At 52.2% G+C, this 25579-nt stretch carries 21 protein-coding genes, 1 other RNA gene and 1 other annotated feature; of the genes, 18 read left to right on the plus strand and 4 right to left on the minus strand.

Annotated features, from left to right (window positions below; all coding sequences use genetic code 11):
* The first annotated feature begins 166 nt into the window (after nucleotides 1-166).
* The 15 genes from thrS to AC6I8W_RS09315 all read left to right on the plus strand — a co-directional run bounded on the left by thrS (nucleotide 167) and on the right by AC6I8W_RS09315 (nucleotide 13438).
* Entirely contained in the window at nucleotides 167-2095 is a 1929-nt protein-coding gene (gene thrS, locus AC6I8W_RS09245) for a threonine--tRNA ligase (protein ID WP_497837891.1), read from the plus strand.
* 3 nt (nucleotides 2096-2098) lie between these two features.
* Complete coding sequence (infC, locus tag AC6I8W_RS09250; protein ID WP_013508822.1) at nucleotides 2099-2641, plus strand: translation initiation factor IF-3; 543 nt, start codon at nucleotides 2099-2101, stop codon at nucleotides 2639-2641.
* Between the two features lie 100 nt (nucleotides 2642-2741).
* Nucleotides 2742-2939, plus strand: a complete 198-nt coding sequence (gene rpmI / locus AC6I8W_RS09255; RefSeq protein ID WP_006118955.1) for a 50S ribosomal protein L35 — start codon at nucleotides 2742-2744, stop codon at nucleotides 2937-2939.
* Between the two features lie 44 nt (nucleotides 2940-2983).
* Entirely contained in the window at nucleotides 2984-3340 is a 357-nt protein-coding gene (rplT, locus tag AC6I8W_RS09260) for a 50S ribosomal protein L20 (RefSeq protein ID WP_007892678.1), read from the plus strand.
* A 115-nt stretch (nucleotides 3341-3455) separates the two neighbouring features.
* Nucleotides 3456-3581: a sequence feature (Phe leader region), on the plus strand.
* A complete protein-coding gene (pheM, locus tag AC6I8W_RS09265) occupies nucleotides 3461-3505 on the plus strand; it encodes a pheST operon leader peptide PheM (protein WP_106120997.1) in 45 nt (14 codons plus the stop codon). (Overlaps the previous feature by 45 nt.)
* A 71-nt stretch (nucleotides 3582-3652) precedes the next feature.
* Complete coding sequence (pheS, locus tag AC6I8W_RS09270) at nucleotides 3653-4636, plus strand: phenylalanine--tRNA ligase subunit alpha (protein ID WP_497837892.1); 984 nt, start codon at nucleotides 3653-3655, stop codon at nucleotides 4634-4636.
* 14 nt (nucleotides 4637-4650) lie between these two features.
* The gene (gene pheT / locus AC6I8W_RS09275; RefSeq protein WP_497837893.1) at nucleotides 4651-7038 is read left to right on the plus strand and encodes a phenylalanine--tRNA ligase subunit beta; all 2388 of its coding nucleotides are present in this window, start codon (nucleotides 4651-4653) and stop codon (nucleotides 7036-7038) included.
* Nucleotides 7039-7042: 4 nt separating this feature from the next.
* Nucleotides 7043-7345 (plus strand): integration host factor subunit alpha, encoded by a 303-nt coding sequence (gene ihfA / locus AC6I8W_RS09280; RefSeq protein ID WP_007892687.1) that lies wholly within the window; start codon nucleotides 7043-7045, stop codon nucleotides 7343-7345.
* Nucleotides 7346-7538: 193 nt separating this feature from the next.
* Nucleotides 7539-7895, plus strand: a complete 357-nt coding sequence (locus AC6I8W_RS09285) for a DUF2502 domain-containing protein (RefSeq protein WP_497837894.1) — start codon at nucleotides 7539-7541, stop codon at nucleotides 7893-7895.
* 97 nt (nucleotides 7896-7992) lie between these two features.
* Nucleotides 7993-8976 (plus strand): vitamin B12 ABC transporter permease BtuC, encoded by a 984-nt coding sequence (btuC, locus tag AC6I8W_RS09290; RefSeq protein ID WP_497837895.1) that lies wholly within the window; start codon nucleotides 7993-7995, stop codon nucleotides 8974-8976.
* A 40-nt stretch (nucleotides 8977-9016) separates the two neighbouring features.
* Nucleotides 9017-9559, plus strand: a complete 543-nt coding sequence (locus tag AC6I8W_RS09295; protein WP_497837896.1) for a glutathione peroxidase — start codon at nucleotides 9017-9019, stop codon at nucleotides 9557-9559.
* Between the two features lie 3 nt (nucleotides 9560-9562).
* Entirely contained in the window at nucleotides 9563-10309 is a 747-nt protein-coding gene (gene btuD, locus AC6I8W_RS09300) for a vitamin B12 ABC transporter ATP-binding protein BtuD (RefSeq protein WP_497837897.1), read from the plus strand.
* A 74-nt stretch (nucleotides 10310-10383) separates the two neighbouring features.
* On the plus strand, nucleotides 10384-10842 hold the full coding sequence (locus AC6I8W_RS09305; protein WP_480370812.1) for an NlpC/P60 family protein: 459 nt from the start codon (nucleotides 10384-10386) through the stop codon (nucleotides 10840-10842).
* 314 nt (nucleotides 10843-11156) lie between these two features.
* On the plus strand, nucleotides 11157-11900 hold the full coding sequence (locus AC6I8W_RS09310; protein ID WP_497837898.1) for an EAL domain-containing protein: 744 nt from the start codon (nucleotides 11157-11159) through the stop codon (nucleotides 11898-11900).
* A 98-nt stretch (nucleotides 11901-11998) separates the two neighbouring features.
* Complete coding sequence (locus tag AC6I8W_RS09315) at nucleotides 11999-13438, plus strand: protein adenylyltransferase SelO (protein WP_497837899.1); 1440 nt, start codon at nucleotides 11999-12001, stop codon at nucleotides 13436-13438.
* Here AC6I8W_RS09315 and AC6I8W_RS09320 read toward each other — a convergent pair whose 3' ends face one another.
* Together AC6I8W_RS09320 and ppsR are read right to left on the minus strand one after the other, a co-directional pair.
* Complete coding sequence (locus AC6I8W_RS09320; RefSeq protein WP_497837900.1) at nucleotides 13439-14485, minus strand: 3-deoxy-7-phosphoheptulonate synthase; 1047 nt, start codon at nucleotides 14483-14485, stop codon at nucleotides 13439-13441.
* A 146-nt stretch (nucleotides 14486-14631) separates the two neighbouring features.
* Complete coding sequence (gene ppsR, locus AC6I8W_RS09325; protein ID WP_497837901.1) at nucleotides 14632-15459, minus strand: posphoenolpyruvate synthetase regulatory kinase/phosphorylase PpsR; 828 nt, start codon at nucleotides 15457-15459, stop codon at nucleotides 14632-14634.
* 448 nt (nucleotides 15460-15907) lie between these two features.
* Between ppsR and ppsA the strand changes: the two genes are divergently transcribed.
* Together ppsA and AC6I8W_RS09335 are read left to right on the plus strand one after the other, a co-directional pair.
* Nucleotides 15908-18292 (plus strand): phosphoenolpyruvate synthase, encoded by a 2385-nt coding sequence (gene ppsA / locus AC6I8W_RS09330; protein WP_497837902.1) that lies wholly within the window; start codon nucleotides 15908-15910, stop codon nucleotides 18290-18292.
* Between the two features lie 301 nt (nucleotides 18293-18593).
* Nucleotides 18594-20765, plus strand: a complete 2172-nt coding sequence (locus AC6I8W_RS09335) for a reprolysin-like metallopeptidase (RefSeq protein WP_497837903.1) — start codon at nucleotides 18594-18596, stop codon at nucleotides 20763-20765.
* A 71-nt stretch (nucleotides 20766-20836) separates the two neighbouring features.
* Here AC6I8W_RS09335 and rprA read toward each other — a convergent pair.
* Both rprA and ydiK read right to left on the minus strand, forming a co-directional pair.
* An RNA gene (gene rprA, locus AC6I8W_RS09340) (antisense sRNA RprA) lies at nucleotides 20837-20944 on the minus strand.
* A 257-nt stretch (nucleotides 20945-21201) separates the two neighbouring features.
* A complete protein-coding gene (gene ydiK, locus AC6I8W_RS09345) occupies nucleotides 21202-22314 on the minus strand; it encodes an AI-2E family transporter YdiK (RefSeq protein ID WP_497837904.1) in 1113 nt (370 codons plus the stop codon).
* A gap of 196 nt (nucleotides 22315-22510) precedes the next feature.
* On the opposite strand from ydiK, the gene ydiJ reads away from it, so the two are divergent.
* Nucleotides 22511-25564 (plus strand): D-2-hydroxyglutarate dehydrogenase YdiJ, encoded by a 3054-nt coding sequence (gene ydiJ / locus AC6I8W_RS09350; protein ID WP_497838144.1) that lies wholly within the window; start codon nucleotides 22511-22513, stop codon nucleotides 25562-25564.
* Nucleotides 25565-25579: the final 15 nt, after the last annotated feature.

Consider the following 25579-nt stretch of genomic DNA (forward strand, 5'->3'; position numbering starts at 1 on the left):
TTCTGCGGGTTTTGCTCACCGCAGAAAGCTGTTATGATTTGCGGCGCTTTATTTCCCCGGCGTCATTCCGACAATGTGGGTCTGACATTACGCCGGGTTACCTTTATTGAACTCAATGTTGCATGTAGGCTTTCGTGTGGCTTACCACTGCAATTAAGGATATGAAATGCCAGTAATTACTCTTCCTGATGGCAGCCAGCGTAGTTTTGACCGTCCGGTCAGCGTGATGGATATTGCGTTAGATATCGGCCCTGGTCTGGCGAAAGCCTGTATTGCCGGTCGCGTAAATGGCGAGTTGGTGGACGCGGTTGATCTGATTCATGACGATGCTCAGGTGGCGATTATTACCGCCAAAGATGAAGCGGGTCTGGAAATCATCCGTCACTCCTGCGCGCACTTGTTGGGTCATGCCATCAAGCAGCTGTGGCCGAATACCCAAATGGCCATTGGGCCGGTGATCGATAACGGCTTCTATTATGATGTCGATCTCGACCATACCCTGACTCAGGAAGATATTGAGCAGCTGGAAAAGCGTATGCACCAGCTGGCAGAGACCAATTACGACGTCATCAAGAAAAAGGTGAGCTGGCAGGAGGCGCGTGACGTCTTTGCCGAACGTGGTGAAAGCTACAAAACTACCATTCTTGATGAAAACATCAGCCATGATGACCGTCCGGGTCTGTATCATCATGAAGAATACATCGACATGTGCCGCGGTCCGCACGTGCCGAACATGCGTTTTTGCCATCACTTTAAGCTGCAAAAAATCTCCGGCGCTTACTGGCGCGGCGACAGCAACAACAAAATGTTGCAGCGTATTTATGGCACCGCATGGGCTGATAAAAAGCAGCTGGCTGCCTATTTGCAGCGTCTGGAAGAGGCGGCGAAGCGCGATCACCGTAAAATCGGTAAGCAGCTCGACCTCTATCACATGCAGGAAGAAGCGCCGGGCATGGTGTTCTGGCACAATGACGGCTGGACCATCTTCCGCGAGCTGGAAGTGTTTGTTCGCAGCAAGCTGAAAGAGTACCAGTACCAGGAAGTAAAAGGTCCGTTCATGATGGACCGTGTGCTGTGGGAAAAAACCGGTCACTGGGAAAATTATAAAGAAGCCATGTTCACCACCTCTTCGGAGAACCGTGAATATTGCATCAAACCGATGAACTGCCCGGGACATGTCCAGATCTTTAATCAGGGTCTGAAATCCTACCGCGACCTGCCGTTGCGTATGGCGGAGTTCGGCAGCTGCCATCGTAATGAGCCGTCAGGCTCGTTGCATGGCCTGATGCGTGTGCGTGGCTTCACCCAGGATGATGCTCACATCTTCTGTACCGAAGATCAGGTACGTGATGAGGTGAATAGCTGCATCCGGATGGTGTATGACATGTATAGCACCTTCGGTTTTGAGAAAATTGTGGTAAAACTTTCCACTCGTCCGGAAAAACGTATCGGTACCGATGAAATGTGGGACCGTGCGGAAGTGGACCTGGCGGAAGCATTGAAAGAAAACCAGATTCCGTTTGAATATCAACCGGGCGAAGGGGCTTTCTATGGTCCGAAAATTGAATTCACCCTGCACGATTGTCTTGATCGCGCCTGGCAGTGTGGCACCGTTCAGCTAGACTTCTCGCTGCCGAAGCGTCTGGACGCCACTTATGTGGGTGAAAACAACGACCGTCAGACTCCGGTCATGATTCACCGCGCGATTCTGGGCTCTATGGAGCGCTTTATCGGTATTCTGACCGAAGAGTTCGCTGGCTTCTTCCCAAGCTGGCTGGCTCCGGTACAGGCGGTGGTGATGAATATCACCGACAGTCAGGCAGAATATGTCAGCGAATTGACAAAGAAATTGCAGAATGCAGGAATTCGTGTCAAAGCAGACTTGAGAAACGAGAAGATAGGCTTTAAAATCCGCGAGCACACATTACGTCGCGTCCCTTACATGCTGGTTTGCGGTGAGAAAGAGGTGGAAGCAGGCAAAGTTGCCGTGCGCACCCGCCGTGGTAAAGACCTCGGGAGCATGGACGTAGATGTGTTTGTTGAGAAGCTGCAACAAGAGATTCGCAGCCGACATCTTCACCAATTGGAGGAATAAGGTATTAAAGGCGGAAAACGAGTACAACCGACACGTCCTAATCGTATCAACGGCGAAATTCGCGCGACAGAAGTGCGCCTGACTGGCGTTGATGGCGAACAACTTGGCATTGTCTCTCTGCGCGAAGCTATCGAGAAAGCAGAAGAAGCTGGCGTAGATTTAGTTGAAATCAGCCCGAACGCCGAACCGCCGGTTTGCCGTATTATGGATTACGGCAAGTTCCTCTATGAAAAGAGCAAATCTTCTAAGGAACAGAAGAAGAAGCAAAAAGTTATCCAGGTTAAGGAAATTAAATTCCGTCCTGGTACCGACGAAGGCGACTATCAGGTAAAACTCCGCAGCCTGATTCGTTTTCTGGAAGAGGGCGATAAAGCCAAAATCACGCTGCGTTTCCGTGGTCGTGAGATGGCGCACCAACAGATCGGTATTGAAGTGCTTAACCGCGTGAAAGAAGATCTGAGTGAACTGGCAGTGGTCGAATCCTTCCCATCGAAGATCGAAGGCCGCCAGATGATCATGGTGCTCGCACCTAAGAAGAAACAGTAGGCTTTCAAGTAATAAATGCCGCGCAGCGTTCGCGCTGTGCGGAATTTTATTCGCCTGTCTGGTTCATTTTATTAACAATGCGAAGTGGATATTTGTAAAAATGCCAAAGATTAAAACTGTACGTGGCGCGGCTAAGCGCTTCAAGAAGACCGCTTCTGGCGGCTTCAAGCGTAAGCACGCAAACCTGCGTCATATTCTGACCAAAAAATCAACTAAGCGTAAACGTCACCTGCGTCCGAAAGGCATGGTGTCTAAAGGCGATCTGGGTCTGGTAGTAGCCTGCCTGCCGTACGCTTAAGTTTAATTTTTTAATCATTCAGAATATAGAAACAGGAGAGTCACATGGCTCGCGTAAAACGTGGTGTAATTGCTCGCGCACGTCACAAGAAAATCTTAAAACAAGCTAAAGGCTACTACGGTGCACGTTCACGTGTATACCGCGTTGCCTTCCAGGCTGTTATCAAAGCTGGTCAGTATGCTTACCGTGACCGTCGTCAACGTAAGCGTCAGTTCCGTCAGCTGTGGATCGCGCGTATCAACGCTGCGGCACGTCAGAACGGCATCTCTTACAGCCGTTTCATCAATGGCCTGAAAAAAGCGTCCATTGAAATCGACCGTAAGATCCTGGCAGACATCGCTGTATTCGACAAAGTGACCTTCACGGCACTGGTTGAAAAAGCGAAATCAGCTCTGGCGTAAGTCAGGTAAAAAAGGGAGCTTGCTCCCTTTTTTATTATCCGCAAGCCACGCAAAAGATTGACATTTTACGCGCCGCGCTTTTCAATAGGTCCGTTGAAATCATGACAAGGTAACGCAAGCATGAATGCTGCTATTTTCCGTTTCTTTTTTTACTTTAGCGCCTGACATCCGGGGGCTTTTGCGCATAAGAAAAGAAACGAAAAATCGCGCTGAAAGCCTCCCACGTGGAGGCTTTTTTGTTTCTGGCGACACTACATTGGATCGAAAGATCCCAACGAGAACAGACCAGCCTGACTGGAAGAAGAGGAAATCATGTCCCAACTCGCAGACCTGGTGGCCCGTGCCACGGCCGCCATCGACGAGGCGTCGGATATCGCCGCTCTGGACGCTGTGCGCGTCGAATTCCTGGGGAAAAAAGGTCATCTGACGTTACAGATGACCACCCTGCGCGAACTGCCAGCGGAGGAGCGTCCGGCGGCCGGTGCGGTTATCAACGACGCCAAACAGCAGGTTCAGGACCGTCTTAACACCCGTAAAGAGACGCTGGAAAATGCGGCGCTGAATGCGCGTCTGGCTGCGGAGACCATCGATGTTTCGCTGCCGGGTCGCCGTACTGAGAACGGTGGTCTGCATCCGGTTACCCGCACCATCGATCGTATCGAAACCTTTTTCGGTGAATTGGGTTTCGCGGTTGCTACCGGACCGGAAATTGAAGACGACTATCATAACTTTGATGCGCTGAATATTCCGGGACATCACCCGGCCCGTGCTGATCACGACACTTTCTGGTTCGATGCTACCCGTCTGCTGCGTACTCAGACCTCAGGTGTGCAGATTCGTACCATGAAAAACCAGCAGCCGCCGATTCGCATCATCGCACCGGGCCGTGTGTATCGTAACGATTACGATCAGACCCACACCCCGATGTTCCATCAGATGGAAGGGCTGATTGTGGATAAAGATATCAGCTTCTCCAACCTGAAAGGCACGCTGCACGATTTCCTGAATAACTTCTTTGAAGAAAACCTGCAAATCCGCTTCCGCCCGTCTTACTTCCCGTTCACCGAACCGTCCGCTGAAGTGGATGTGATGGGTAAAAACGGTAAATGGCTGGAGGTGTTGGGTTGCGGCATGGTGCATCCGAACGTGCTGCGTAACGTGGGCATCGACCCGGAAATCCACTCCGGCTTCGCCTTCGGTATGGGCATGGAGCGTCTGACCATGCTGCGTTATGGCGTGACCGATTTGCGCGCCTTCTTCGAAAATGATTTACGTTTCCTCAAACAATTTAAATAAGGGCAGGTTATCCAATGAAATTCAGTGAACTCTGGTTACGCGAATGGGTAAATCCAGCCCTGGACAGCGCCGCGCTGTCTGAGCAAATCACCATGGCCGGTCTGGAAGTGGACGGCGTTGACGCGGTTGCCGGTGCCTTTAACGGTGTAGTAGTGGGTGAAGTGGTGGAGTGCGGCCAGCATCCTAACGCCGACAAACTGCGTGTCACCAAAATTAATGTTGGCGGCGATCGTCTGCTGGATATCGTCTGTGGCGCGCCGAACTGCCGTCAGGGCCTGAAAGTTGCGGTAGCCACTGTGGGTGCGGTACTGCCAGGTGATTTTAAGATTAAAGCCGCTAAGCTGCGCGGTGAGCCGTCTGAAGGCATGCTGTGCTCCTTCTCGGAGCTGGGCATTTCCGACGATCACAGCGGCATCATCGAGCTGCCAGTGGATGCGCCGATCGGGACAGATATTCGCGAGTATCTGAAACTGGACGATAACACCATCGAAATCAGTGTTACGCCAAACCGTGCTGACTGCCTTGGCATCATCGGTATCGCCCGTGATGTGGCGGTGCTGAACGGTCTGCCGCTGACTGCGCCGGTTATTGAGCCGGTAAAAGCCACCATTAACGATACCTTCCCGATTCGTGTTGAGGCTACCACGGCCTGCCCGCGTTACCTCGGTCGCGTAGTGAAAGGTGTTAACGTCAAAGCAGCAACGCCGCTGTGGATGCGTGAAAAGCTGCGTCGCTGCGGTATCCGCTCGATCGATCCGGTGGTGGATATCACTAACTATGTGTTGCTTGAGCTGGGTCAGCCGATGCATGCCTTCGACCTTGATCGCATCGATGGCGGTATCGTGGTGCGTATGGCGAAAGAGGGTGAAAGCCTGACGTTGCTGGACGGTAACGAGGCGAAACTGAGCAGCGACACGCTGGTGATTGCCGATCACCATAAAGCGCTGGCGATGGGCGGCATTTTTGGTGGCGAACATTCTGGTGTTAATGAAGCGACGCAAAATATTCTGTTCGAATGCGCCTACTTCGATCCATTGGCGATTACTGGCCGTGCGCGCCGTCAGGGTCTGCATACCGATGCTTCCCACCGTTACGAGCGTGGTGTCGATCCAGCACTGCAATACAAAGCGCTTGAACGTGCAACCCAGCTGCTGCTGGACATCTGTGGTGGTGAAGCCGGTCCGGTCATCGACCAGACCGATGAAGCTGCATTACCACCGCGCGCCACCATTCGTCTGCGTCGCGAAAAACTGGACCGTCTGATCGGTCATGTGATTGCGGATGAGCAGGTGACCGATATCCTGACGCGTTTGGGCTGTGAAGTTACGGTGGCAGCTGGTGAGTGGACTGCTATCGCCCCAAGCTGGCGTTTCGATATGGCTATCGAAGAAGACCTGGTTGAGGAAGTGGCGCGTATCTACGGCTACAACAACATCCCTGACGTACCGGTGCAGGCCAGTCTGGTGATGACCCAGCATCGCGAAGCCGATTTGTCGCTGAAACGCGCCAAAACCCTGCTGGTAGACAAAGGCTATCAGGAAGCGATCACTTATAGCTTCGTTGACCCGAAAGTCCAGCAACTGCTGCATCCGGGCGAAGAAGCGCTGATTCTGCCCAGCCCGATTTCCAGCGATATGTCGGCGATGCGCCTGTCATTATGGACCGGTTTACTGGGCGCGGTGGTGTACAACCAGAACCGTCAGCAGAGTCGTGTACGCCTGTTTGAGAGCGGTTTGCGCTTTGTGCCTGATACTCAGGCCGATCTCGGTATCCGTCAGGATCTTATGCTGGCGGGCGTGTTGAGCGGTAATCGCAATGAAGAGCATTGGGATCTGGCGCGCCAGGCGGTTGACTTCTATGATTTAAAAGGCGATTTAGAGTCGCTGCTGGATTTAACCGGCAAACTGGATGCGATTTCTTTCCGTGCCGAAGCGAATCCCGCGCTGCATCCGGGACAAAGTGCAGCAATTTATTTACACGACGAACGAATCGGATTTATCGGGGTGGTTCATCCGGAGCTGGAACGTAAGCTGGATCTTAACGGTCGCACCTTAGTGTTTGAACTGCTTTGGAATAAGGTCGCAGACCGCGTCCTGCCTGACGCGCGCGAGATTTCGCGCTTCCCGGCGAACCGTCGTGATATCGCTGTGGTAGTGGCTGAAAACGTGCCTGCAGCAGATATCATCGCGGAGTGTAAGAAAGTTGGCGTAAATCAGGTAGTTGGCGTAAACTTGTTTGACGTGTACCGGGGTAAGGGCGTAAACGAAGGTGAAAAGAGCCTTGCGATTAGCCTGATTTTGCAGGATACCAGCCGGACACTCGAAGAAGAGGAGATTGCCGCGACCGTTGCCAAATGTGTTGCGGCATTAAAAGAGCGATTCCAGGCAACCTTGAGGGATTGAACCTATGGCGCTTACAAAAGCTGAAATGTCAGAGTACCTGTTTGAAAAGCTCGGGCTGAGCAAACGCGACGCCAAAGAGTTGGTCGAGCTATTTTTTGAAGAGGTTCGCCGCGCGTTGGAAAACGGAGAACAGGTTAAACTGTCCGGATTTGGTAATTTTGATCTGCGTGACAAAAACCAGCGTCCAGGCAGAAACCCAAAAACCGGGGAAGATATTCCTATCACGGCCCGTCGGGTGGTGACTTTCCGTCCCGGTCAGAAGTTGAAAAGCCGCGTCGAGAACGCGACACCCAAGGATGCTGACTAATTTCAGTAAAACAAAAAGGCCGCTTAGCGGCCTTTTTTATTTTGGTGAGAAAAACACCGTTCTCCATGCTTTTTTCATAATGTAAGGATTGCGTAAGTATGCGGAAAATAGCATGAAAATCGGCACTTGCTGATAGTGACCTCTTCTGCGCATTTGTTATAACAGCGCCAACACAAAACAAGAGGTTAAGCTGATGAAAAAGACAGCACTTTTATTAAGCATCCTGTTAGGTATGCCGCTGCTCGCTAGTGCCAATGTTTCCGTAAACATCAACACGCCGGGGGTATCCATTCATATTGGCGATCAGGACAAACGCGGTTACTACTGGGACGGTTATGACTGGCGTGCCCCTGCATGGTGGAAGCAGCATCACAACCAGCGCGTCGGTATGAAAGGCCCGCACGGCTACTGGAATGGTAATGGCTGGCAGGCACAGCATCCGGGTAATAAAGAACCGCAGAAGCACCCGCAGCAGCACAATAACCAGCCGCAGCAGAATCACGACAAACGTGATAACCACAACGGCCAGCCGATCCCTCCGCGTAATTAATTCCTCATTGGCGGCGTCGCGATGACGCCGCAATGGTCTTTCTTTTTGCTGTAATCCCACTACAATCAAATCTCTGTTTTCTCAGCCAATCTTATTTATGACTCTGCTGGATCAGCTTGCCCGCCAGGCAGACCGCCGCAGCCAGCGCTGGCTTCTTGCCTTGGGCGCGCTACTTATTATCCTGATGGTGATAAGCCTGTGTGCCGGTGATAGCTGGATTGCACCGCTGCACTGGTTCTCAAACGACAGCAACCTGTTCGTCTGGCAATTACGTCTGCCGCGCACCCTGGCGGTGCTGCTGGTGGGGGCGGCCCTGGCCGTTTGTGGCGTAGTGATGCAAGCGCTGTTCAACAATCCGCTGGCCGAACCGGGGTTGCTCGGGGTGTCAAATGGTGCGGGTATTGGTCTGGTGCTCGGCGTGATGCTCGGCAACGGCTCATTATGGAGCCTCGCGTTGGCGGCGATGGCCGGGGCACTGGTGATCACCTTGCTGCTGTTGCACTTTGCCCATCGTCATCTATCGGCCAGTCGCTTACTGCTGACGGGCGTAGCGCTGGGGATTATTTGCAGCGCGATGATGACCTGGGTGGTGTACTTCAGTACCAGCCTCGATCTGCGCCAACTAATGTACTGGATGATGGGCGGGTTTAGCGGTATCGACTGGCGCTATGGTTGGATGATGCTGGCGCTGATCCCGGCCATTCTGGCGCTAATTGCGACGGCGCGGGTGCTCAATCTGTTGGCACTGGGGGAGACCTCGGCGCGTCAGCTGGGTCTGCCAATGCTGCTGTGGCGCAACCTGCTGGTGCTCACCATGGGTTGGCTGGTGGGTGTCAGCGTGGCGATGGCCGGTGCTATAGGTTTTGTCGGGCTGGTGATCCCGCATCTGCTGCGCCTTAGCGGCTTCAGCGATCATCGCTATCTGCTGCCAGCGGCGGCGCTGGCGGGTGCCGTGGTATTGTTGGCGGCGGATATTATCGCCCGGCTGGTTCTGACCTCAGCTGAACTGCCGATCGGTGTGGTGACCGCCACACTCGGTGCGCCACTGTTTATCGTGTTATTAGTAAAATCCTCGCGCTAGCTGCGGCTGGCCCCCTTGGCATCAACAACAGGAATCGACAATGAGCATTTATCAAACAGAACTGGTTACGCTGGACGGTGATAAAACCACCCTGGAGCAGTGGCAGGGTAAGGTGCTGCTGGTGGTGAATGTGGCCTCAAAATGTGGTCTCACACCGCAATACGAGCAACTGGAGGCGCTACAAAAAGAGTGGCAGGCACAAGGCTTCAGCGTCCTTGGTTTTCCGTGTAATCAGTTTCTGGAACAGGAGCCGGGCAGCAGCGAAGAGATCAAAACTTTTTGCAGTACCACCTACGGCGTCACTTTTCCGATGTTTGAGAAAACCGATGTGAATGGTCCGGCGCGTCATCCCCTGTACAGTGCACTGGTGGCGGCACAGCCGGAAGCGTTGCGTCCGGAAGGCAGCGGTTTTTATGAGCGCATGGTGAGTAAAGGCCGTGCACCGAAAACACCGGGCGATATCCTGTGGAATTTCGAAAAATTCCTGATCAATAAACAAGGTGAAGTGGTTGCGCGTTTTGCGCCAGATATGACGCCAGACGATGCGATCCTCGTGGCCAGCATTAAACAGGCCCTGGCGTAAGTCATGCTGATGCAGTCTCAGGGGGCCAGCGTTAAAGGACGGCTGGCCCCCGTTGATCTTGAGCTGCGTGCTGGCGAACTGGTGCATCTGGTGGGGCCAAATGGTGCCGGTAAAAGCACGTTACTCAACGTACTGGCAGGCTTACTACCCGCAACTGGCGACATTTTTCTCTCGGGTCAACCGTTAGCGCAATGGAGTGGTGCGGCATTGGCACAGGTACGTGCCTGGCTGCCACAGCAGCAGCCACCACCGGGACAGATGCCGGTCTGGCATTATCTGCGCATGCATCTGCTCCATGTCACCTCGGAAGCCGACGTGTTGTTGTTGCAGGTGCTGGAGATGCTGAGTCTGAAGGACAAGTTGATGCGCAGCCTGTTGCAACTTTCTGGCGGTGAATGGCAACGGGTGCGCCTGGCGGCGGCCGCACTGCAAATTCATCCGGCCATCAATGCTCGCGGCAAATTGTTGATCCTCGATGAGCCGATGAGCGCGCTGGATGTTGCACAGCAACGGGCGGTGGATAGCTTATTGCACCAATTACGGGCTGCGGGTATCGCCATTATTGCCAGCGGGCATGACCTTAACCACAGCCTGCGCCATGCTGACCGGGTTTGGCTGATGCATCAGTCCAGGTTGGTCGCGCAGGGCACGGCCGATAGCGTGCTGACCGTCAGCCAATTGGCTCCGCTTTATAACATCCCGTTTCAACGCATTGAAACCCCGCAGGGCGCATTATTGCTGGTGCCGTGAGGGCCGACGCCTTGCGCATGATAAGGTTTTGCCGCTAAAGTGTTGCTCGGGCAACGGATTTAAGGATTTTTCTGATGCGGCTGATGATGTTGATTCTGGTACTCCTGTTGGCAGGATGCAGTCACCATGCGCCTCCGCCCAATGGCCGTCTGTCCGATTCCATCACCGTTATCGCGCAACTCAACGATCAGCTGAACAATTGGCATGGCACTCCTTATCGCTATGGTGGCCTGAGTCGGGGTGGGGTGGATTGTTCTGGCTTCGTCTATCTCACCTTCCGTGACAGATTCGATCTTCAGTTGCCGCGTTCGACCGACGCGCAAAGCGATATCGGCACACGTATTGATAAGGATGAGTTATTACCGGGCGATTTGGTGTTTTTTAAAACCGGCAGTGGCGAGAATGGTCTGCACGTCGGCATTTATGATACCGATAACACCTTTATTCATGCTTCTACCAGTCAGGGCGTGATTCGCTCCTCGCTGGATAATGTTTACTGGCGAAAAGTATTCTGGCAGGCACGGCGTATTTAGCAGGGATTAGCCGAAAAACACTTTCGGCTAAAAGTGACTCGTTGATATCTGTACTTAAATTAAATTTCCAGGCCCTAAAAATGCTCTGCTTTAAAATGGCACTTTACCTGAGGGGGATTTAATACTAACAATAATGCCTTAATGTAATTAAGCGGTAGGGATAATAGACCCTGGTTATTTGGCTTAAGGATTATTTCAGCGTAAAAATGACACCTTCAGGCAAAAAAGCAGCTCTCTTCTAACGTTTGGTCCTATTGCCTGAGCGTTTTCATTGATATACGATGCGCCAATCGCCACTGCTTCTGGCTGTAAAAATGAAAGTTCATTTATCTGCCGACTATCAGTCGGAAACCTGGTTTTATCCAGCCTATTCTTTAGCGGGCCAGTTAACTGCGGTTGAACTGGTTACGCAATTTGTCCACGACAGCGCGCCTATCACGCTGCCGCAGGATTTGCTGTTGCCGCAATTAGACGATGCCCAACAACTGCGCCTGTTGCAGAGCCAGCTGACATTGCTGGAAAAGTACCGCGACTTCTTTGAGTTAAATCAAATTACCGCCTTGGTTCGTATTGATGATTCGATGGCGGTAACGCTGCTGGAAAGTGAATTTCTGTTAAGGAAATTTAAGCAACTGCCGTTTATTGCATTGGATGTCAGCGAAACGTTCCCCCAATTATCGCAGGGTAAATCGCATCCAATTTTGAGTGCGCTGAAAAGTGAATTCCGTTTATCACTTTCGCAATTTGGTGCTGGGAAAGCACCGGCGACGGCGGTTTACGATAATCTTTTTAGTGTCCTGAAGATGGACAAAACCTTTATTCAGGGGTTAGCAAAACGTGCATCATTTATACCTTTTATTCAGGCGCTTATCGACAATTTCCACAGCGATGCAACACAGATTATTATTTGTGGTATCGATGATGCCGCGATGCTGGAGAAAGTGACGGCGCTCAGCGGCGCACATTTACAGGGCAGCCTGTTTCCGGTGGTCAAAGCTGAACGACTGAATGACCTGATTTATCCCGACGTGACTCTTAATTCTCCGTTGCAGCAGTAATCCATTCATCTGTTTTCTCCGCAGTGTCAGCGTTACACTACCCGTTGATTTTCAACCCAATCGCGGTGCCCGAAAACTATGCACCTCGCGGAGTGACTATGCAGTTTACCAACAGCTGGCAGCGGGAGTTGCCGGGATTCTATACCGCCCTGGATCCAACCCCTTTGCAGGGTGGTCGTCTGCTGTACCATAACGCGCCGCTGGCAAAGGCCATGGCGCTCGACCCGTCGTTGTTCAGTGAGGGAGGGCATGGCGTCTGGTTTGGACAAGCGTTGTTACCCGGTATGGCCCCGCTGGCGCAGGTGTACAGCGGCCATCAATTCGGCGTATGGGCCGGACAGCTGGGCGATGGGCGTGGCATCCTGCTGGGTGAGCAGCAGCTGGCGGATGGACGTAAGCTTGACTGGCATCTGAAAGGCGCGGGGCTGACTCCTTATTCGCGGATGGGAGATGGTCGCGCGGTGATCCGCTCCACGGTGCGGGAATTTCTCGCCTCAGAGGCGCTATATCATCTGGGGATCCCCACCACGCGCGCGCTAACCCTCGCGGTGGGGGATGAGCCTGTGCTGCGCGAAACCCAGGAACGTGGCGCGATGCTGATGCGCATTGCCGAAAGCCATCTGCGCTTCGGCCATTTTGAGCATTTCTATTATGGTGGCGAGCAAGACAAGGTCCATCAGCTGGCCGATTATGCCATTCGTCATCACTGGCCGATGTTGCAGGATGAGGCAGACCAGTATCTGCTATGGTTCACCGATATTGTGAAGCGTACCGCCAGTTTAATCGCCCAGTGGCAGAGTGTGGGGTTCGCCCACGGGGTGATGAACACCGATAATATGTCGCTGCTTGGCCTGACCATCGACTACGGTCCTTACGGCTTCCTTGACGATTATCAGCCCAACTTTATCTGCAATCACAGCGATTATCAGGGGCGCTACGCTTTCGATAATCAGCCTGCGGTCGGCTTATGGAATCTCAACCGTCTGGCGCACGCGTTGTCCGGGTTATTGACCACCGAGCAGCTGAAACAGGCGCTGAGCCACTATGAGCCTGAGCTAATGCGCGTGTGGGGCGAAAGAATGCGAGCCAAACTCGGATTGCTCACCCAAGATGCCAATGACAACGCGATTCTGACCGGATTGCTGGCGTTGATGACGCACGAACACAGCGATTATACCCTGACGTTCCGTCTGCTCAGCGAAACGCAACAGCAGCAGACGCGTTCACCATTGCGCGATGAATTTATCGATCGTGATGCTTTTGACCGCTGGTATGAGGGGTATCGTCAGCGATTGCTACGCGACGAAGCAAGCGACGAAACGCGGCAGAAGGTGATGAAAGCGGCCAATCCGGCGTTGGTGTTGCGCAACTATCTCGCTCAGCAGGTGATTGAAGAGGTTGAGCGCGGTGAAACCGCGGCACTGGCGCGCTTACATCTGGCTTTGCAACAGCCGTTTAGTGATGAGGCCGTTAGCGCGGAGTTGCGCCAACGGCCACCTGAGTGGGGAAAAGCGCTGGAAGTGAGCTGCTCCAGCTAATCAGAAGCGGCTGTCGACGGCAGCCGCCAGCCGTGCCAGCACTTCGGCACTGTCGTCCCAGCCCAGGCAAGGATCGGTAATTGACTGGCCGTAGACCAGCGGTTCGCCGCTGACCACTTTCTGATTACCTTCCTGCAGGAAGCTCTCAATCATCACCCCGGCCACAGCGCGTGAACCGGCGCGGATCTGCTGCGCCACATCCTCCGCCACATCACGCTGGCGGCGATGCTGCTTCTGGCAGTTGGCGTGGCTGAAATCAATCACCAACTGCTCCGGCAGATTAAAATCGCGCAGGTTGGCGGCTGCCGCTGCCACGTCATCGGCGTGATAATTCGGCTGACGGCCGCCACGCAGGATGACATGACCATGTGGATTGCCACTGGTTTGATAAATAGTCATCTGACCGTTTTTATCCGGCGACAAGAACATATGGCTGGCGCGCGACGCGCGAATCGCATCCACCGCGATCTGCACGTTGCCGTCGGTGCCATTTTTAAAGCCAACCGGGCAAGACAGCGCTGACGCCATTTCACGATGGATCTGGCTTTCAGTGGTACGCGCACCAATGGCGCCCCAGCTGATCAGATCAGCAATAAACTGGCCGATCACCATATCGAGGAACTCGGTCGCGGTTGGCATCCCGATGGCGTTGATATCGAGCAGCAACTGGCGGGCAATAGCAATGCCACGGTTAACATCAAAGCTGCCATCCAAATCGGGATCAGAGATCAATCCTTTCCAGCCCACCACGGTACGTGGCTTTTCAAAATAGGCGCGCATCACGATTTCCAGGCGATCCTGGTACTGTTCACGCAGGACGTTCAGGCGCTGTGCGTATTCAAACGCGGCTTTAGGGTCGTGTAGTGAGCAAGGGCCGATAATCACCAGCAGGCGGCGATCTTCTCCAGTGAGAATACGGGCAATGCGCTGGCGTGCAGCCGTTACGGTGGCGGCAATTTCGGCCGAAATAGGGTGCTGTTGCGCTAACGCGGCGGGCATTATCAGGCTGCCAATGCGCGCGGTACGCAGTTCATCAGTTTTGTTCATCAGGGTTCTCGAAAATCTGTTCTTCGCAACGGTGAAATACCGGGAAGTGATGAGGGTCACAATAAACCATTAACCTGAGAATTCAACCTGCTAAAGCGAAAGGGTTTGCAATAAGTCGGCAGCCTCACTTTACAAATACGTACAGGTCAATACATCCGCCGCGTCAGGCCCATAATGTCGAGAATTTTGGTGGCGATCTCTTCCACCGAGTAGTTGGTACTGTTGAGGTAGCGAATCTGATGGGTGCGGAACAGGGCTTCAACTTCACCCACTTCCAGGCGGCACTGGCGCAACGAGGCATAGCGCGTATTTTCCGCACGCTCCTGACGAATGGCGGCCAGTCGCTCGGGATCGATGGTCAAACCAAACAATTTATGCTGATGGGCGCGCAGAGCGGGTGGAAGTTTCAGGTTATCCATATCGTCGGCGATAAAGGGATAGTTGGCAGCACGTACGCCAAACTGCATCGCCAGATACAGGCTGGTAGGGGTTTTACCGCAACGCGACACACCGAGCAGAATCACCTGAGCGTCTTCAAGACCCCGCAGTGAGATGCCGTCATCGTGTGCCAGGGTGTAATCAATTGCGGCGATACGCGCATCATATTTACCCAGGTTACTCGCGGTCAGCCCGTGGGTACGATGGGCGACGGGCATCGAGGGCACACCTAACTCGCTCTGCAACGGGCCGACCAGCGCCTGCACAATATCCTGACAGAAACCTTCGCTCTCAAGGATGATTTCCCGTACATCGGGGGTGACGATGGAAAAGAACACCAGCGGGCGCACGCCACTTTGCTGATAAAGTGCATTGATTTGAGCTTTAACCGCCTGAGCACGCTGCACATTTTCGACAAAGGGCAGAGTAACGCTATTGGTGCTAACCGGGAATTGTGACAATACCGCATGGCCGAGGACTTCAGCGGTAATGGCGGTGCCATCGGAGATGTAAAACACGCTACGTTCGGTGCTCATAATGAAAGACTTCCTCCTGATAACCTTTATGCAACATTATCATTGCCAATGTTTCATTTTTCATAATAATAAAATGGAATGTCCATATGGCAAAGAATGTAGAGAGTCCGGGCATTAATCTAACCATCAATATAGATGAAATAGCGTTTCGGAAATCATCCTTTTTTTCGGTTATTTTGCTTCGCGCACAAAATAAAGTCATATTCTGTTGCGCAACAAAACGCAAGTTCTAACCCTCTGAAAATGAGAAATTTATTGCTGAAGCAATCTGTTAGCGTTAATTGGCGCGGTTGCGCAACCTGAATTATTGCGGGTACTAATCCGATTTTTCATTTCTTTCGTTGCTTTAACGATTCAACACTTAGTCTTTATATTCCGCTTGTGCCAGGCTGTATTTGCGAATAGCAAAATGTTCCATGTGCCCCAATCATTTAAAAGGATAATCTCGATGTCCAATAAAGGCGAACAGCCGCTAGTGCTCTGGTACAACCAGCTTGGCATGCATGATGTTGATCGGGTGGGAGGCAAAAATGCTTCTCTGGGTGAAATGATTACCAATTTGTCGTCGCTGGGTGTGGCTGTACCTAATGGCTATGCGACCACATCTTATGCTTTTAATCAGTTTCTCGATCAAAGCGGGCTGAACCAGCGTATCTATGATCTGCTGGATAAGACTGATATTGATGACGTTGATGAGCTGGCGAAAGCCGGCAAGCAAATCCGCCAATGGGTGGTTGATACGCCGTTCCAGCCAGAACTGGAAGCCGCGATCAATGATGCCTATCAGCAATTATCCGCTGATGATGCCGAAGCCTCTTTTGCGGTGCGTTCCTCAGCGACCGCCGAAGATATGCCCGACGCCTCCTTTGCCGGACAACAGGAAACCTTCCTGAATGTGCAGGGCATTGATGCAGTGATGGTGGCGGTCAAACACGTATATGCTTCGTTATTTAACGATCGCGCCATCTCCTACCGTGTGCATCAGGGATACGACCATCGCGGCGTTGCCCTGTCCGCAGGCATCCAACGGATGGTACGTTCCGACCTCGCTTCGTCTGGTGTGATGTTTACCATTGATACCGAATCCGGCTTTGACCAGGTGGTGTTTATCACCGCAGCCCTGGGCTTAGGTGAAATGGTGGTACAGGGTGCGGTGAACCCGGATGAGTTTTACGTCCACAAACCGACGCTGGCGGCTAATCGCCCGGCGATTGTGCGTCGTAACATGGGTTCTAAAAAGCTGCGCATGGTGTATGCCGATTCGCATGAGCACGGCAAGCAGGTACGCATTGAAGATGTAGCTGAAGCTGACCGCGACCGCTTCTGTCTGAGCGACGACGAGGTTCAGGCGCTGGCTAAACAGGCGGTGTTGATCGAACAACACTACAAACGCCCGATGGATATTGAATGGGCCAAAGATGGCCACACCGGCAAGCTGTTTATCGTGCAGGCCCGTCCGGAAACGGTGCGTTCTAATGGTCAGGTGATGGAACGCTACAACTTGCAAGGCACAGGCAAGATTGTGGTGGAAGGGCGCGCCATCGGTCACCGCATTGGTGCCGGTGAGGTCAAGGTGATCCACGACATCAGTGAGATGAACCGCATTGAGAAAGGTGACGTATTGGTGACCGACATGACCGACCCGGATTGGGAACCGATCATGAAGAAAGCCTCGGCGATTGTCACCAACCGTGGTGGACGCACCTGCCACGCGGCGATCATCGCCCGTGAACTTGGCATCCCGGCGGTAGTTGGTTGTGGCGATGCCACTGAACGACTGCAAGATGGTCACAAAGTCACCGTCTCCTGCGCCGAGGGCGATACCGGTTATGTTTACGACGATCTGCTGGATTTCGAGGTCACCAGTTCTCAGGTGGATAGCCTGCCAGACCTGCCGCTGAAAATCATGATGAACGTCGGTAACCCGGATCGTGCATTCGATTTCGCCTGCTTGCCGAATGAAGGTGTCGGGCTGGCGCGTCTGGAGTTCATCATTAACCGCATGATTGGCGTGCACCCGAAAGCGCTGCTGGAATTTGACCAGCAGACACCGGAGCTGCAACAGGAAATTCGTCAGATGATGAAAGGTTTTGACGATCCGGTTGAGTTCTATATTGCCCGTCTGACCGAAGGCATTGCCACGCTGGGTGCCGCGTTTGCACCGAAGCGCGTTATTGTGCGTCTGTCGGATTTTAAATCAAACGAGTATGCCAACCTGGTGGGTGGCGAGCGCTACGAGCCGGAAGAGGAGAATCCGATGCTCGGTTTCCGCGGTGCAGGCCGCTATGTTGCCGACAGCTTCCGTGATTGTTTCGCGCTGGAATGTGCTGCTGTGAAGCGGGTGCGCAATGAAATGGGGCTGACCAACGTGGAAATCATGATCCCGTTTGTTCGTACCGTGGCGCAAGCGGAAGCCGTTGTTGAAGAACTGGCGAAACAGGGATTGAAACGCGGCGAGGATGGCTTGAAGGTGATCATGATGTGCGAGATCCCGTCAAATGCCTTACTGGCGGATCAGTTCCTGCAACATTTCGATGGCTTCTCGATTGGGTCCAACGATATGACGCAGTTGGCGTTGGGTCTGGATCGTGATTCCGGCGTGGTCTCGGCGTTGTTTGACGAGCGCAATGACGCGGTGAAAGCGCTACTGTCGATGGCGATTCAGGCCGCGAAGAAACAGGGTAAATACGTCGGTATCTGTGGCCAGGGGCCGTCCGATCACCAGGACTTTGCGGCCTGGTTGATGGAAGAGGGAATCGACAGCTTGTCGCTAAACCCGGATACGGTCGTGGAAACCTGGCTGAGTCTGGCGGAGCTGAACGACGCTAAATAACGGCGTTAAATTACAGTCCCGGGAAGTTTCCGGGACTTGTTTCTTCCCTGATATGCATTTTTCCCCATAGCTGTTGAGATAACTCTCCTTATTACCTCCCATCTTCCCGTATTGACTGTGCAAAACCCGCGTAGGTTATTTATTCGTCACCCTATAACATGATGTAAAAGCGGGTTAAGTATTTTTCATGCATGCAACCCGCGCCATTAAGTGCTTATGAAAGGAATATCCTTACGTTCAGGGAGGATGGATCACACCTTTTATACGCCTGAAATTCATTATCTCGCCAGGAATAATCGCTTTGCTGTCTTTTAAACAGAAGTTAATCGTTACTGTTATTGCCTCAACACTTTCATCTGCTGCGTTTGCTGCGCCGCAACTTTTTAGTATCGCCAAACAGGATGTGAATGGGCCTGAGAACCCATTGATTAGAAGTTTTCAGAATGAAAATAAAAATTATAAGTTAATAAGGATAAATGAAAATATTTTATTGGCGAAATCTTCATCATTCCGTTTTAAAACTGAGAAAGGGCGGGATGTTGAAATTGTTGCTGGCTCTCTGGAGAAGGATAATATTGGCAACCGTATCTGGAAAGGGACATCAAAAAATAGCAAAGATACAGCAACCTTCTCTATGCATAATGGGCTAATTAACGGTGGCATTAGCCTCGCTGATGGTTCTCATTATGAAATCTATCCGATTGGTGAAGGGATGCAGGTGCTGGTAAAAATTGAGGCGACTGATTGTCCTGAGGTTGATCATGATGCGATCATCGATGAACACGCCGATGCCCATCAGCATCTGACAGATGAGCGATCGACTTCGGTTGAAACAACCAGTGAGGATAGCACGCCTGCTAAAATGAGGGTTTTGTACCTTTATACCAACCAGTCGAGGGAGTTTTTCCAGGCCAATCCACAGGGTTATGCCGGTTATATCAATGGTAAATTAAATGAAAGCTACAATAAAAGTGATACATTAATACAGTTCGATGTTGCTGGTGTTATTGATGCCAAAATTGACGAGACGTCGATATTTAGCATGATTAAACAAATGTACACCAAGGACACCCCGCTGAATAAATTTGTCGTTGCGAAGCAAGCAGAAACTCATGCTGATCTGGTGACGCTCATCATCAAAGAAAGTAAGGAAGCCTGTGGTGTGGCGCAATGGGGCGGGCGGACGAGTGTGGTGGTGGCAAGTTGTTCAGTCAGTCCAACATCATACGCCCTTGCACATGAGATCGGCCATAATATTGGTTTGAATCATAATGAGGATGAGGTCGGAAAGACGCCTTATGCCTATGGCTATAAAGTTGAGGGTAAATTCCGCACTATTATGTCAAAGACTTGTTCGCAACAGGCCTGTGGGAGAGTTGACTATTTTTCCGATCCTTTAAAAACGTATGGTGGTCTGGTAAGGGGGACAGCGTCAAAAAATGACGCTGTCCGTTATTTGAAAGAAAAACGCTTCAGTTATACAGATACTTACCCATTCTGGGACAGTCAGTATCAATTGAATGATGGTGATCTTCCTGAGTACCAATATTTTTCAGTGAGCCTGACAGAACGTAAGACAAATAGCGTTATGACCCTGGATAAAAAAGTTACCAGTCCAGGGCAGTGGAGCTGGCCTTACGAAATCGCGATCGCAGTGAATAATTACTTCCCGAAGAATATTCTTGAGGCGGGACAGCTTAAAGGTGGCAACATTATTCCTGCCAGTGGCTCCAGTTATTTGAATCATATCTGGCTACATCAGGATTATAAGGACGCGTACCAGGTCAATGTACAGCGCAAGACTTATGCGGTTGTAAATGGGACAGAGTGGGGAGACGTTACAAACATCAGCGGTGGCGATGGCTTGCCTGCTTATGCTACGGCGGTGATGTCCGTTAAACAGAAGTCGTCAGGTAAAGTTATTGAACAGTACTTCTTTAATAATGGACTGGAAACTGCGGCAACAACCTGGCCTGCGCATCTGGCAAGAATTATCAATAATCAGAAATCCAACAATGTGATCGTGGGTGAACTGAAAGACGGCAAATTTAGTGTTGTTGCAGGCAGTAGTTTTCGTAATCTGATCTGGTTCCCGCTGCATAAGAAGAGTGATCTTGCTGCTGAAATTTCAGTGATTAGTGCCTCAGACAACCCGTGGTTAAAAGAAGACGATGTGTTTGGGGATAAATTCCAGACTGATTTGGCATCAGGCAGCGTCATCACCGTCACGGTAAAAAACAGCGATGGTTCAGTTGCTGAACAACGCAGTGTCGCGATACCGACAGAGAGTCTCGATAGATACAACTGGCCGCCCTATCTGGCCCATGAGGTGAATGCTAACCTCACGCAAATCAAGATGGGTGAGAAAACGGGTGACAACAGTTTTACCGTCATCGCCGGGTCGCAATACCGCAACTATATTTGGAAGAAACAACGTGCCGATCAGAAGGTAGAAGTGACCTTCAATAAGTAAAGCGTTTGAAGCGGTTGGATATCCAGAGCGGTGCCAACCGTTGATTCTGCTGCTTCGAAGCATAAAAAAGCCCAAAAAAAAGCCCATCACAGGGGATGGGCAAAGACTACACACAGCAATTCTTTACTTTACTCAGGGGAAAAAGGTTGTTTAAAAATCAGTGATTTGATCTCAAACATAGGGAACATGTTATTCACAGCCGCTTGCGGCGTCTTTAAGAATCCTCTTATTAGTTTAAAGCTGATAATCTTTTAATGAGGTTTTTGGCGGGTTTTAGCGGTAAATCAGTACGGAAAATAATCTTTCCGTTACCAAAACTGACCGGAATAGCGTGAAAATGCGGTTTTTCTTAAAAAACGCTTATGGAAAATTTCGTTAACAAAAGGTAATTAAGTGACGGTGATTAACTGGGCATTAACCACCGTCAGCCTGAGGGTCAGGCTGTGTGGTCGTCGTGCTCGGTCAGTTCTTCCACGACGGTTTCTGGATCGTCATCCGGGGCGGGCGCTTCATGCATCCATGCTGAGACCAGGCGATAGGACACGGCCAGCACCACCGGGCCAATAAACAGGCCGATCATGCCAAAGGCCACCAGACCACCGATAACACCAGAGAGAATCAAAATCATCGGTAAATCGGCACCCATACGAATCAGCATTGGTCGTAGCACGTTGTCGAGTGTCCCGACCACACAACTCCACACCAGCAACACCGTGCCCCAGGTGGTATCGCCGCTCCAGTACAGCCAGATAATGGCAGGAACCAGCACAATCAGTGGGCCAAGTTGTACCAGGCAGGAGAGAATCATGACGACGGTTAACAAAGTGGCATAAGGGATACCGGAGATAGCTAAACCGATGCCACCTAACACACCCTGCACCAGAGCGGTAACCACCACCCCCAACGCCACGGCACGAATGGCCTGACCGGCCAGTAGTACCGCAGCATCGCCGCGACGACCACCCATACGATAAGCAAAGTGGCGAATACCATGCCCGACCTGCTCACCTCGCCAGTACAGCAGCACGCTGAATAGCAGCATCAATGCAAGATGCAACATAAAGCGTCCGAAATGACCAGCCTGGGCAACAAAAAAACCGGTGGTGCGACCAATATAAGGTTGCAACTTGCTCATGATCGCTGAGCCGCCGCCGTCAACCAGCTTGTGATAGCTGGAGAACAGCTTGTCACCGACCATCGGCACTTCTTTCAGCCAGTCCAGCTGTGGCACCGCCATGTGACCCTGCGTGGCCCAGGCGATAACCGGTGCGCTGTTGTCGATCAGACTGTTCACCAGCACGGCGATCGGGATGATAAACAGCAGCAGCAACAGAATGGTCATGGCGATCACCGCCAGGGAACGGCGTCCCCACAGCAGATGCTGTAACTTGATCATCAATGGCCAGGTGGCAATCACCACCATGCTGGCCCAGGCGAAGCCCAAAATGAAAGGCTGAACCACCCACAGACAGGCGATGATCATGATCAGGATGAACATCAGTGAGAACAGCATTTGCGGTAAGTCCATACCACGTTGCAGGTTTTTCATAACAGCGTTTTGACCTCAATTGAATCCTTCACGGTGGGGTTTACTGTCCCCGATTAATGATTACCTATTTCACAGAGAAATGCAGGGCGCTTTTTACATTTCCTGAAAAAACAGCGGGAGAAAGAAAAATGTGATAAAACGAATGATTCATAAGAATCGACTACGCAAACGTTTACAACATCTCGGTCAACCAATAATGATCCCACAGATTTCCCAGGCACCGGGCCTCGTTCAACTGGTGCTGACATTCCTGCAGTCCTTAAAAGAGCAAGGATTCACTGGCGATACCGCCACCAGCTATGCTGATCGTCTCTCGCTATCAACCGATAACAGCATCTATCAACTGCTACCCGATGCGGCACTTTTCCCGCGTTCCACCGCCGATGTCGCATTGATTGCGCGTCTGGCGGGAGACGAACGCTTTGAAAGTCTGGTATTTACCCCGCGTGGCGGCGGTACCGGAACCAATGGTCAGTCCCTGAATCAGGGGATCGTGGTTGATATGTCGCGCTACATGAACCGTATTCTGGAAATCAACACCGAGCAACGCTGGGTGCGGGTTGAAGCGGGCGTAGTGAAAGATCAGTTAAACGCCTGGTTAAAACCCTACGGCTTCTTTTTCTCCCCGGAATTATCCACCAGCAACCGTGCGACGCTGGGCGGCATGATCAATACCGATGCGTCAGGGCAAGGCTCGCTGGTGTACGGTAAAACCTCCGATCACGTGCTGGGCCTGCGTGCGGTGCTGTTGGGCGGCGATATCCTGGATACCCGTGCGATGCCAACCGATTTAGCGGAGAAGTTGGCGCAAACGCCAACCAAAGAAGGACGGATTTATCAGCAGGTGATGACGCGTTGCCGTGAACAACGTGCGCTGATTCTGGAAAAATTCCCTAAACTGAACCGTTTCCTTACCGGTTACGATTTACGCCATGTCTTCAGTGACGATCTGCAAACCTTCGATCTGACGCGTCTGTTGTGCGGTGCCGAGGGTACGCTGGCGTTTATCAGCGAAGCGCGCCTTGATATCACACCCATCCCGAAAGTGCGTCGTCTGGTGAATATCAAATATGATTCATTCGACTCTGCACTGCGCAATGCGCCCTTTATGGTTGAAGCCAAAGCGTTATCGGTGGAGACCGTCGATTCAAAAGTGTTGAATCTGGCGCGCGAAGATATCGTCTGGCACTCGGTAAACGAGTTGATTACCGATGTACCGGATAAAGAGATGCTGGGACTGAACATCGTCGAGTTTGCCGGGGATGACGGTGAGCTGATTGAGCAGCAGGTATCGACCTTGTGCGCGCGTCTGGATGAGCTGATGACACAGCAGCAGGGCGGCGTGATTGGTTATCAGCTATGTAATGACTTAGGTGGCATTGAGCGTATCTATAATATGCGCAAAAAAGCCGTGGGTCTGCTGGGGAATGCCAAAGGGCGTGCCAAGCCGATTCCGTTTGTCGAAGATACCGCCGTGCCGCCAGAGCATCTGGCTGATTACATTGTCGATTTCCGCGCGTTACTCGATAGCCACGGCCTGAGTTATGGCATGTTTGGTCACGTGGATGCCGGGGTGCTGCACGTCCGTCCGGCGCTGGATATGTGTGATCCGCAGCAGGAGATGCTGATGAAGCAAATCTCCGATGAAGTGGTGGCCCTGACGGCACGCTACGGTGGCTTGCTGTGGGGCGAGCACGGTAAAGGTTTTCGTGCGCAATATAGCCCGGCGTTTTTCGGTGAAACCTTGTTTAACGAGCTGCGTCGTATCAAAGCCGCATTCGATCCTGATAACCGCCTCAACCCTGGTAAAATCTGCACACCGCTCGGCAGCGATGAACCGATGATGCAGGTCGATGCGGTGAAACGTGGGACTTACGATCGTCAGATCCCGCTGACAGTACGCAATGAATGGCGCGGTGCGATGGAGTGTAACGGCAACGGCCTGTGCTTCAACTTTGATACGCGCAGCCCGATGTGTCCGTCGATGAAAATCACCCGCAACCGTATTCACTCGCCAAAAGGGCGCGCTACGCTGACGCGTGAATGGCTACGTCTGTTGTCGGAGCAGGGGGTAGATCCGGTTCAACTGGAGAAATCCCTGCCGGAGCAGCGCGCCAGTTTGCGCACCCTGATCCAGCGTACCCGTAACTCCTGGCATGCGCAGCAGGGGGAATACGATTTCTCGCATGAAGTCAAAGAGGCGATGGCGGGCTGTCTGGCCTGTAAAGCCTGTTCAACTCAGTGCCCGATTAAAATTGACGTGCCGAACTTCCGCTCGCGTTTCCTGCAACTGTATCACACCCGTTATTTGCGCCCGATGAGCGATCATCTGGTCGCCACGGTAGAAAGCTACGCGCCACTGATGGCGAAAGCGCCCAAAGTGTTCAACTTCTTCCTGAAACAGCCGTGGATGCGCGAACTCAGTAAAAACCATATTGGCATGGTCGATTTGCCGCTGCTTTCTTCTCCGAGCCTGAAACAACAGCTGAGCGGACATCCGGCGATGAACCTGACGTTGGAGCAACTGGAAGCGCTCGACAGCAACGCACGCAAAGATTGTGTGCTGGTGGTGCAAGATCCGTTTACCAGCTACTACGAAGCCCAGTTGGTAACCGACTTCATCAAACTGATTGAAAAGCTCGGCTACCGTCCGGTGCTGCTGCCGTTTTCACCGAACGGCAAAGCGCAGCACGTTAAAGGTTTCCTGCAACGTTTTGCCCGCACGGCAGAGAAAACGGCTGATTTCCTCAATCGCGTGGCACAGTTGAGTATGCCAATGGTTGGCGTCGACCCTGCTACCGTATTGTGTTATCGCGATGAGTACAATCAGGTGCTGGGTGAGAAACGTGGCGAGTTTAACGTGCAGCTGGTGCACGAATGGTTGCAAACTGCGCTGGCGGAGCGCGCCGTGCAGCACACCAGCGGTGAAGCCTGGTATCTGTTTGCCCACTGCACTGAGGTGACGGCGCTGCCATCTACGCCAAATCAGTGGCAGGATATTTTTGCCCGCTTCGGTGCGAAGCTGGAAAACATTAATGTGGGCTGCTGCGGTATGGCAGGTACTTATGGGCACGAAAGCAAGAACCTGGAGAATTCGTTGGGCATTTACGCACTGTCCTGGCATCCGCAGATGCAAAAGCTGCCGCGTCAGCGTTGTCTTGCCACCGGTTTCTCCTGTCGCAGCCAGGTAAAACGTGCCGAAGGGAATGGTATGCGCCACCCATTGCAGGCGTTGCTGGAGCTGTTGTAAACAAATTGTAGAATT

The sequence above is a fragment of the Pantoea sp. X-Soil-TKNS-1211 genome (genome assembly GCF_059730495.1).

Coding starts and splice junctions, on each gene's coding strand:
- AC6I8W_RS09295 (WP_497837896.1), top strand. CDS start 9,017: ATGAGCATTTATCAAACAGAACTGGTTACGCTGGACGGTGATAAAACC.
- AC6I8W_RS09305 (WP_480370812.1), top strand. CDS start 10,384: ATGCGGCTGATGATGTTGATTCTGGTACTCCTGTTGGCAGGATGCAGT.
- rplT (WP_007892678.1), top strand. CDS start 2,984: ATGGCTCGCGTAAAACGTGGTGTAATTGCTCGCGCACGTCACAAGAAA.
- rpmI (WP_006118955.1), top strand. CDS start 2,742: ATGCCAAAGATTAAAACTGTACGTGGCGCGGCTAAGCGCTTCAAGAAG.
- ihfA (WP_007892687.1), top strand. CDS start 7,043: ATGGCGCTTACAAAAGCTGAAATGTCAGAGTACCTGTTTGAAAAGCTC.
- ydiK (WP_497837904.1), bottom strand. CDS start 22,314: ATGAAAAACCTGCAACGTGGTATGGACTTACCGCAAATGCTGTTCTCA.
- AC6I8W_RS09320 (WP_497837900.1), bottom strand. CDS start 14,485: ATGAACAAAACTGATGAACTGCGTACCGCGCGCATTGGCAGCCTGATA.
- thrS (WP_497837891.1), top strand. CDS start 167: ATGCCAGTAATTACTCTTCCTGATGGCAGCCAGCGTAGTTTTGACCGT.
- ydiJ (WP_497838144.1), top strand. CDS start 22,511: ATGATCCCACAGATTTCCCAGGCACCGGGCCTCGTTCAACTGGTGCTG.
- AC6I8W_RS09315 (WP_497837899.1), top strand. CDS start 11,999: ATGCAGTTTACCAACAGCTGGCAGCGGGAGTTGCCGGGATTCTATACC.
- AC6I8W_RS09285 (WP_497837894.1), top strand. CDS start 7,539: ATGAAAAAGACAGCACTTTTATTAAGCATCCTGTTAGGTATGCCGCTG.
- pheS (WP_497837892.1), top strand. CDS start 3,653: ATGTCCCAACTCGCAGACCTGGTGGCCCGTGCCACGGCCGCCATCGAC.
- ppsA (WP_497837902.1), top strand. CDS start 15,908: ATGTCCAATAAAGGCGAACAGCCGCTAGTGCTCTGGTACAACCAGCTT.
- btuC (WP_497837895.1), top strand. CDS start 7,993: ATGACTCTGCTGGATCAGCTTGCCCGCCAGGCAGACCGCCGCAGCCAG.
- pheT (WP_497837893.1), top strand. CDS start 4,651: ATGAAATTCAGTGAACTCTGGTTACGCGAATGGGTAAATCCAGCCCTG.
- ppsR (WP_497837901.1), bottom strand. CDS start 15,459: ATGAGCACCGAACGTAGCGTGTTTTACATCTCCGATGGCACCGCCATT.
- AC6I8W_RS09310 (WP_497837898.1), top strand. CDS start 11,157: ATGAAAGTTCATTTATCTGCCGACTATCAGTCGGAAACCTGGTTTTAT.
- btuD (WP_497837897.1), top strand. CDS start 9,563: ATGCTGATGCAGTCTCAGGGGGCCAGCGTTAAAGGACGGCTGGCCCCC.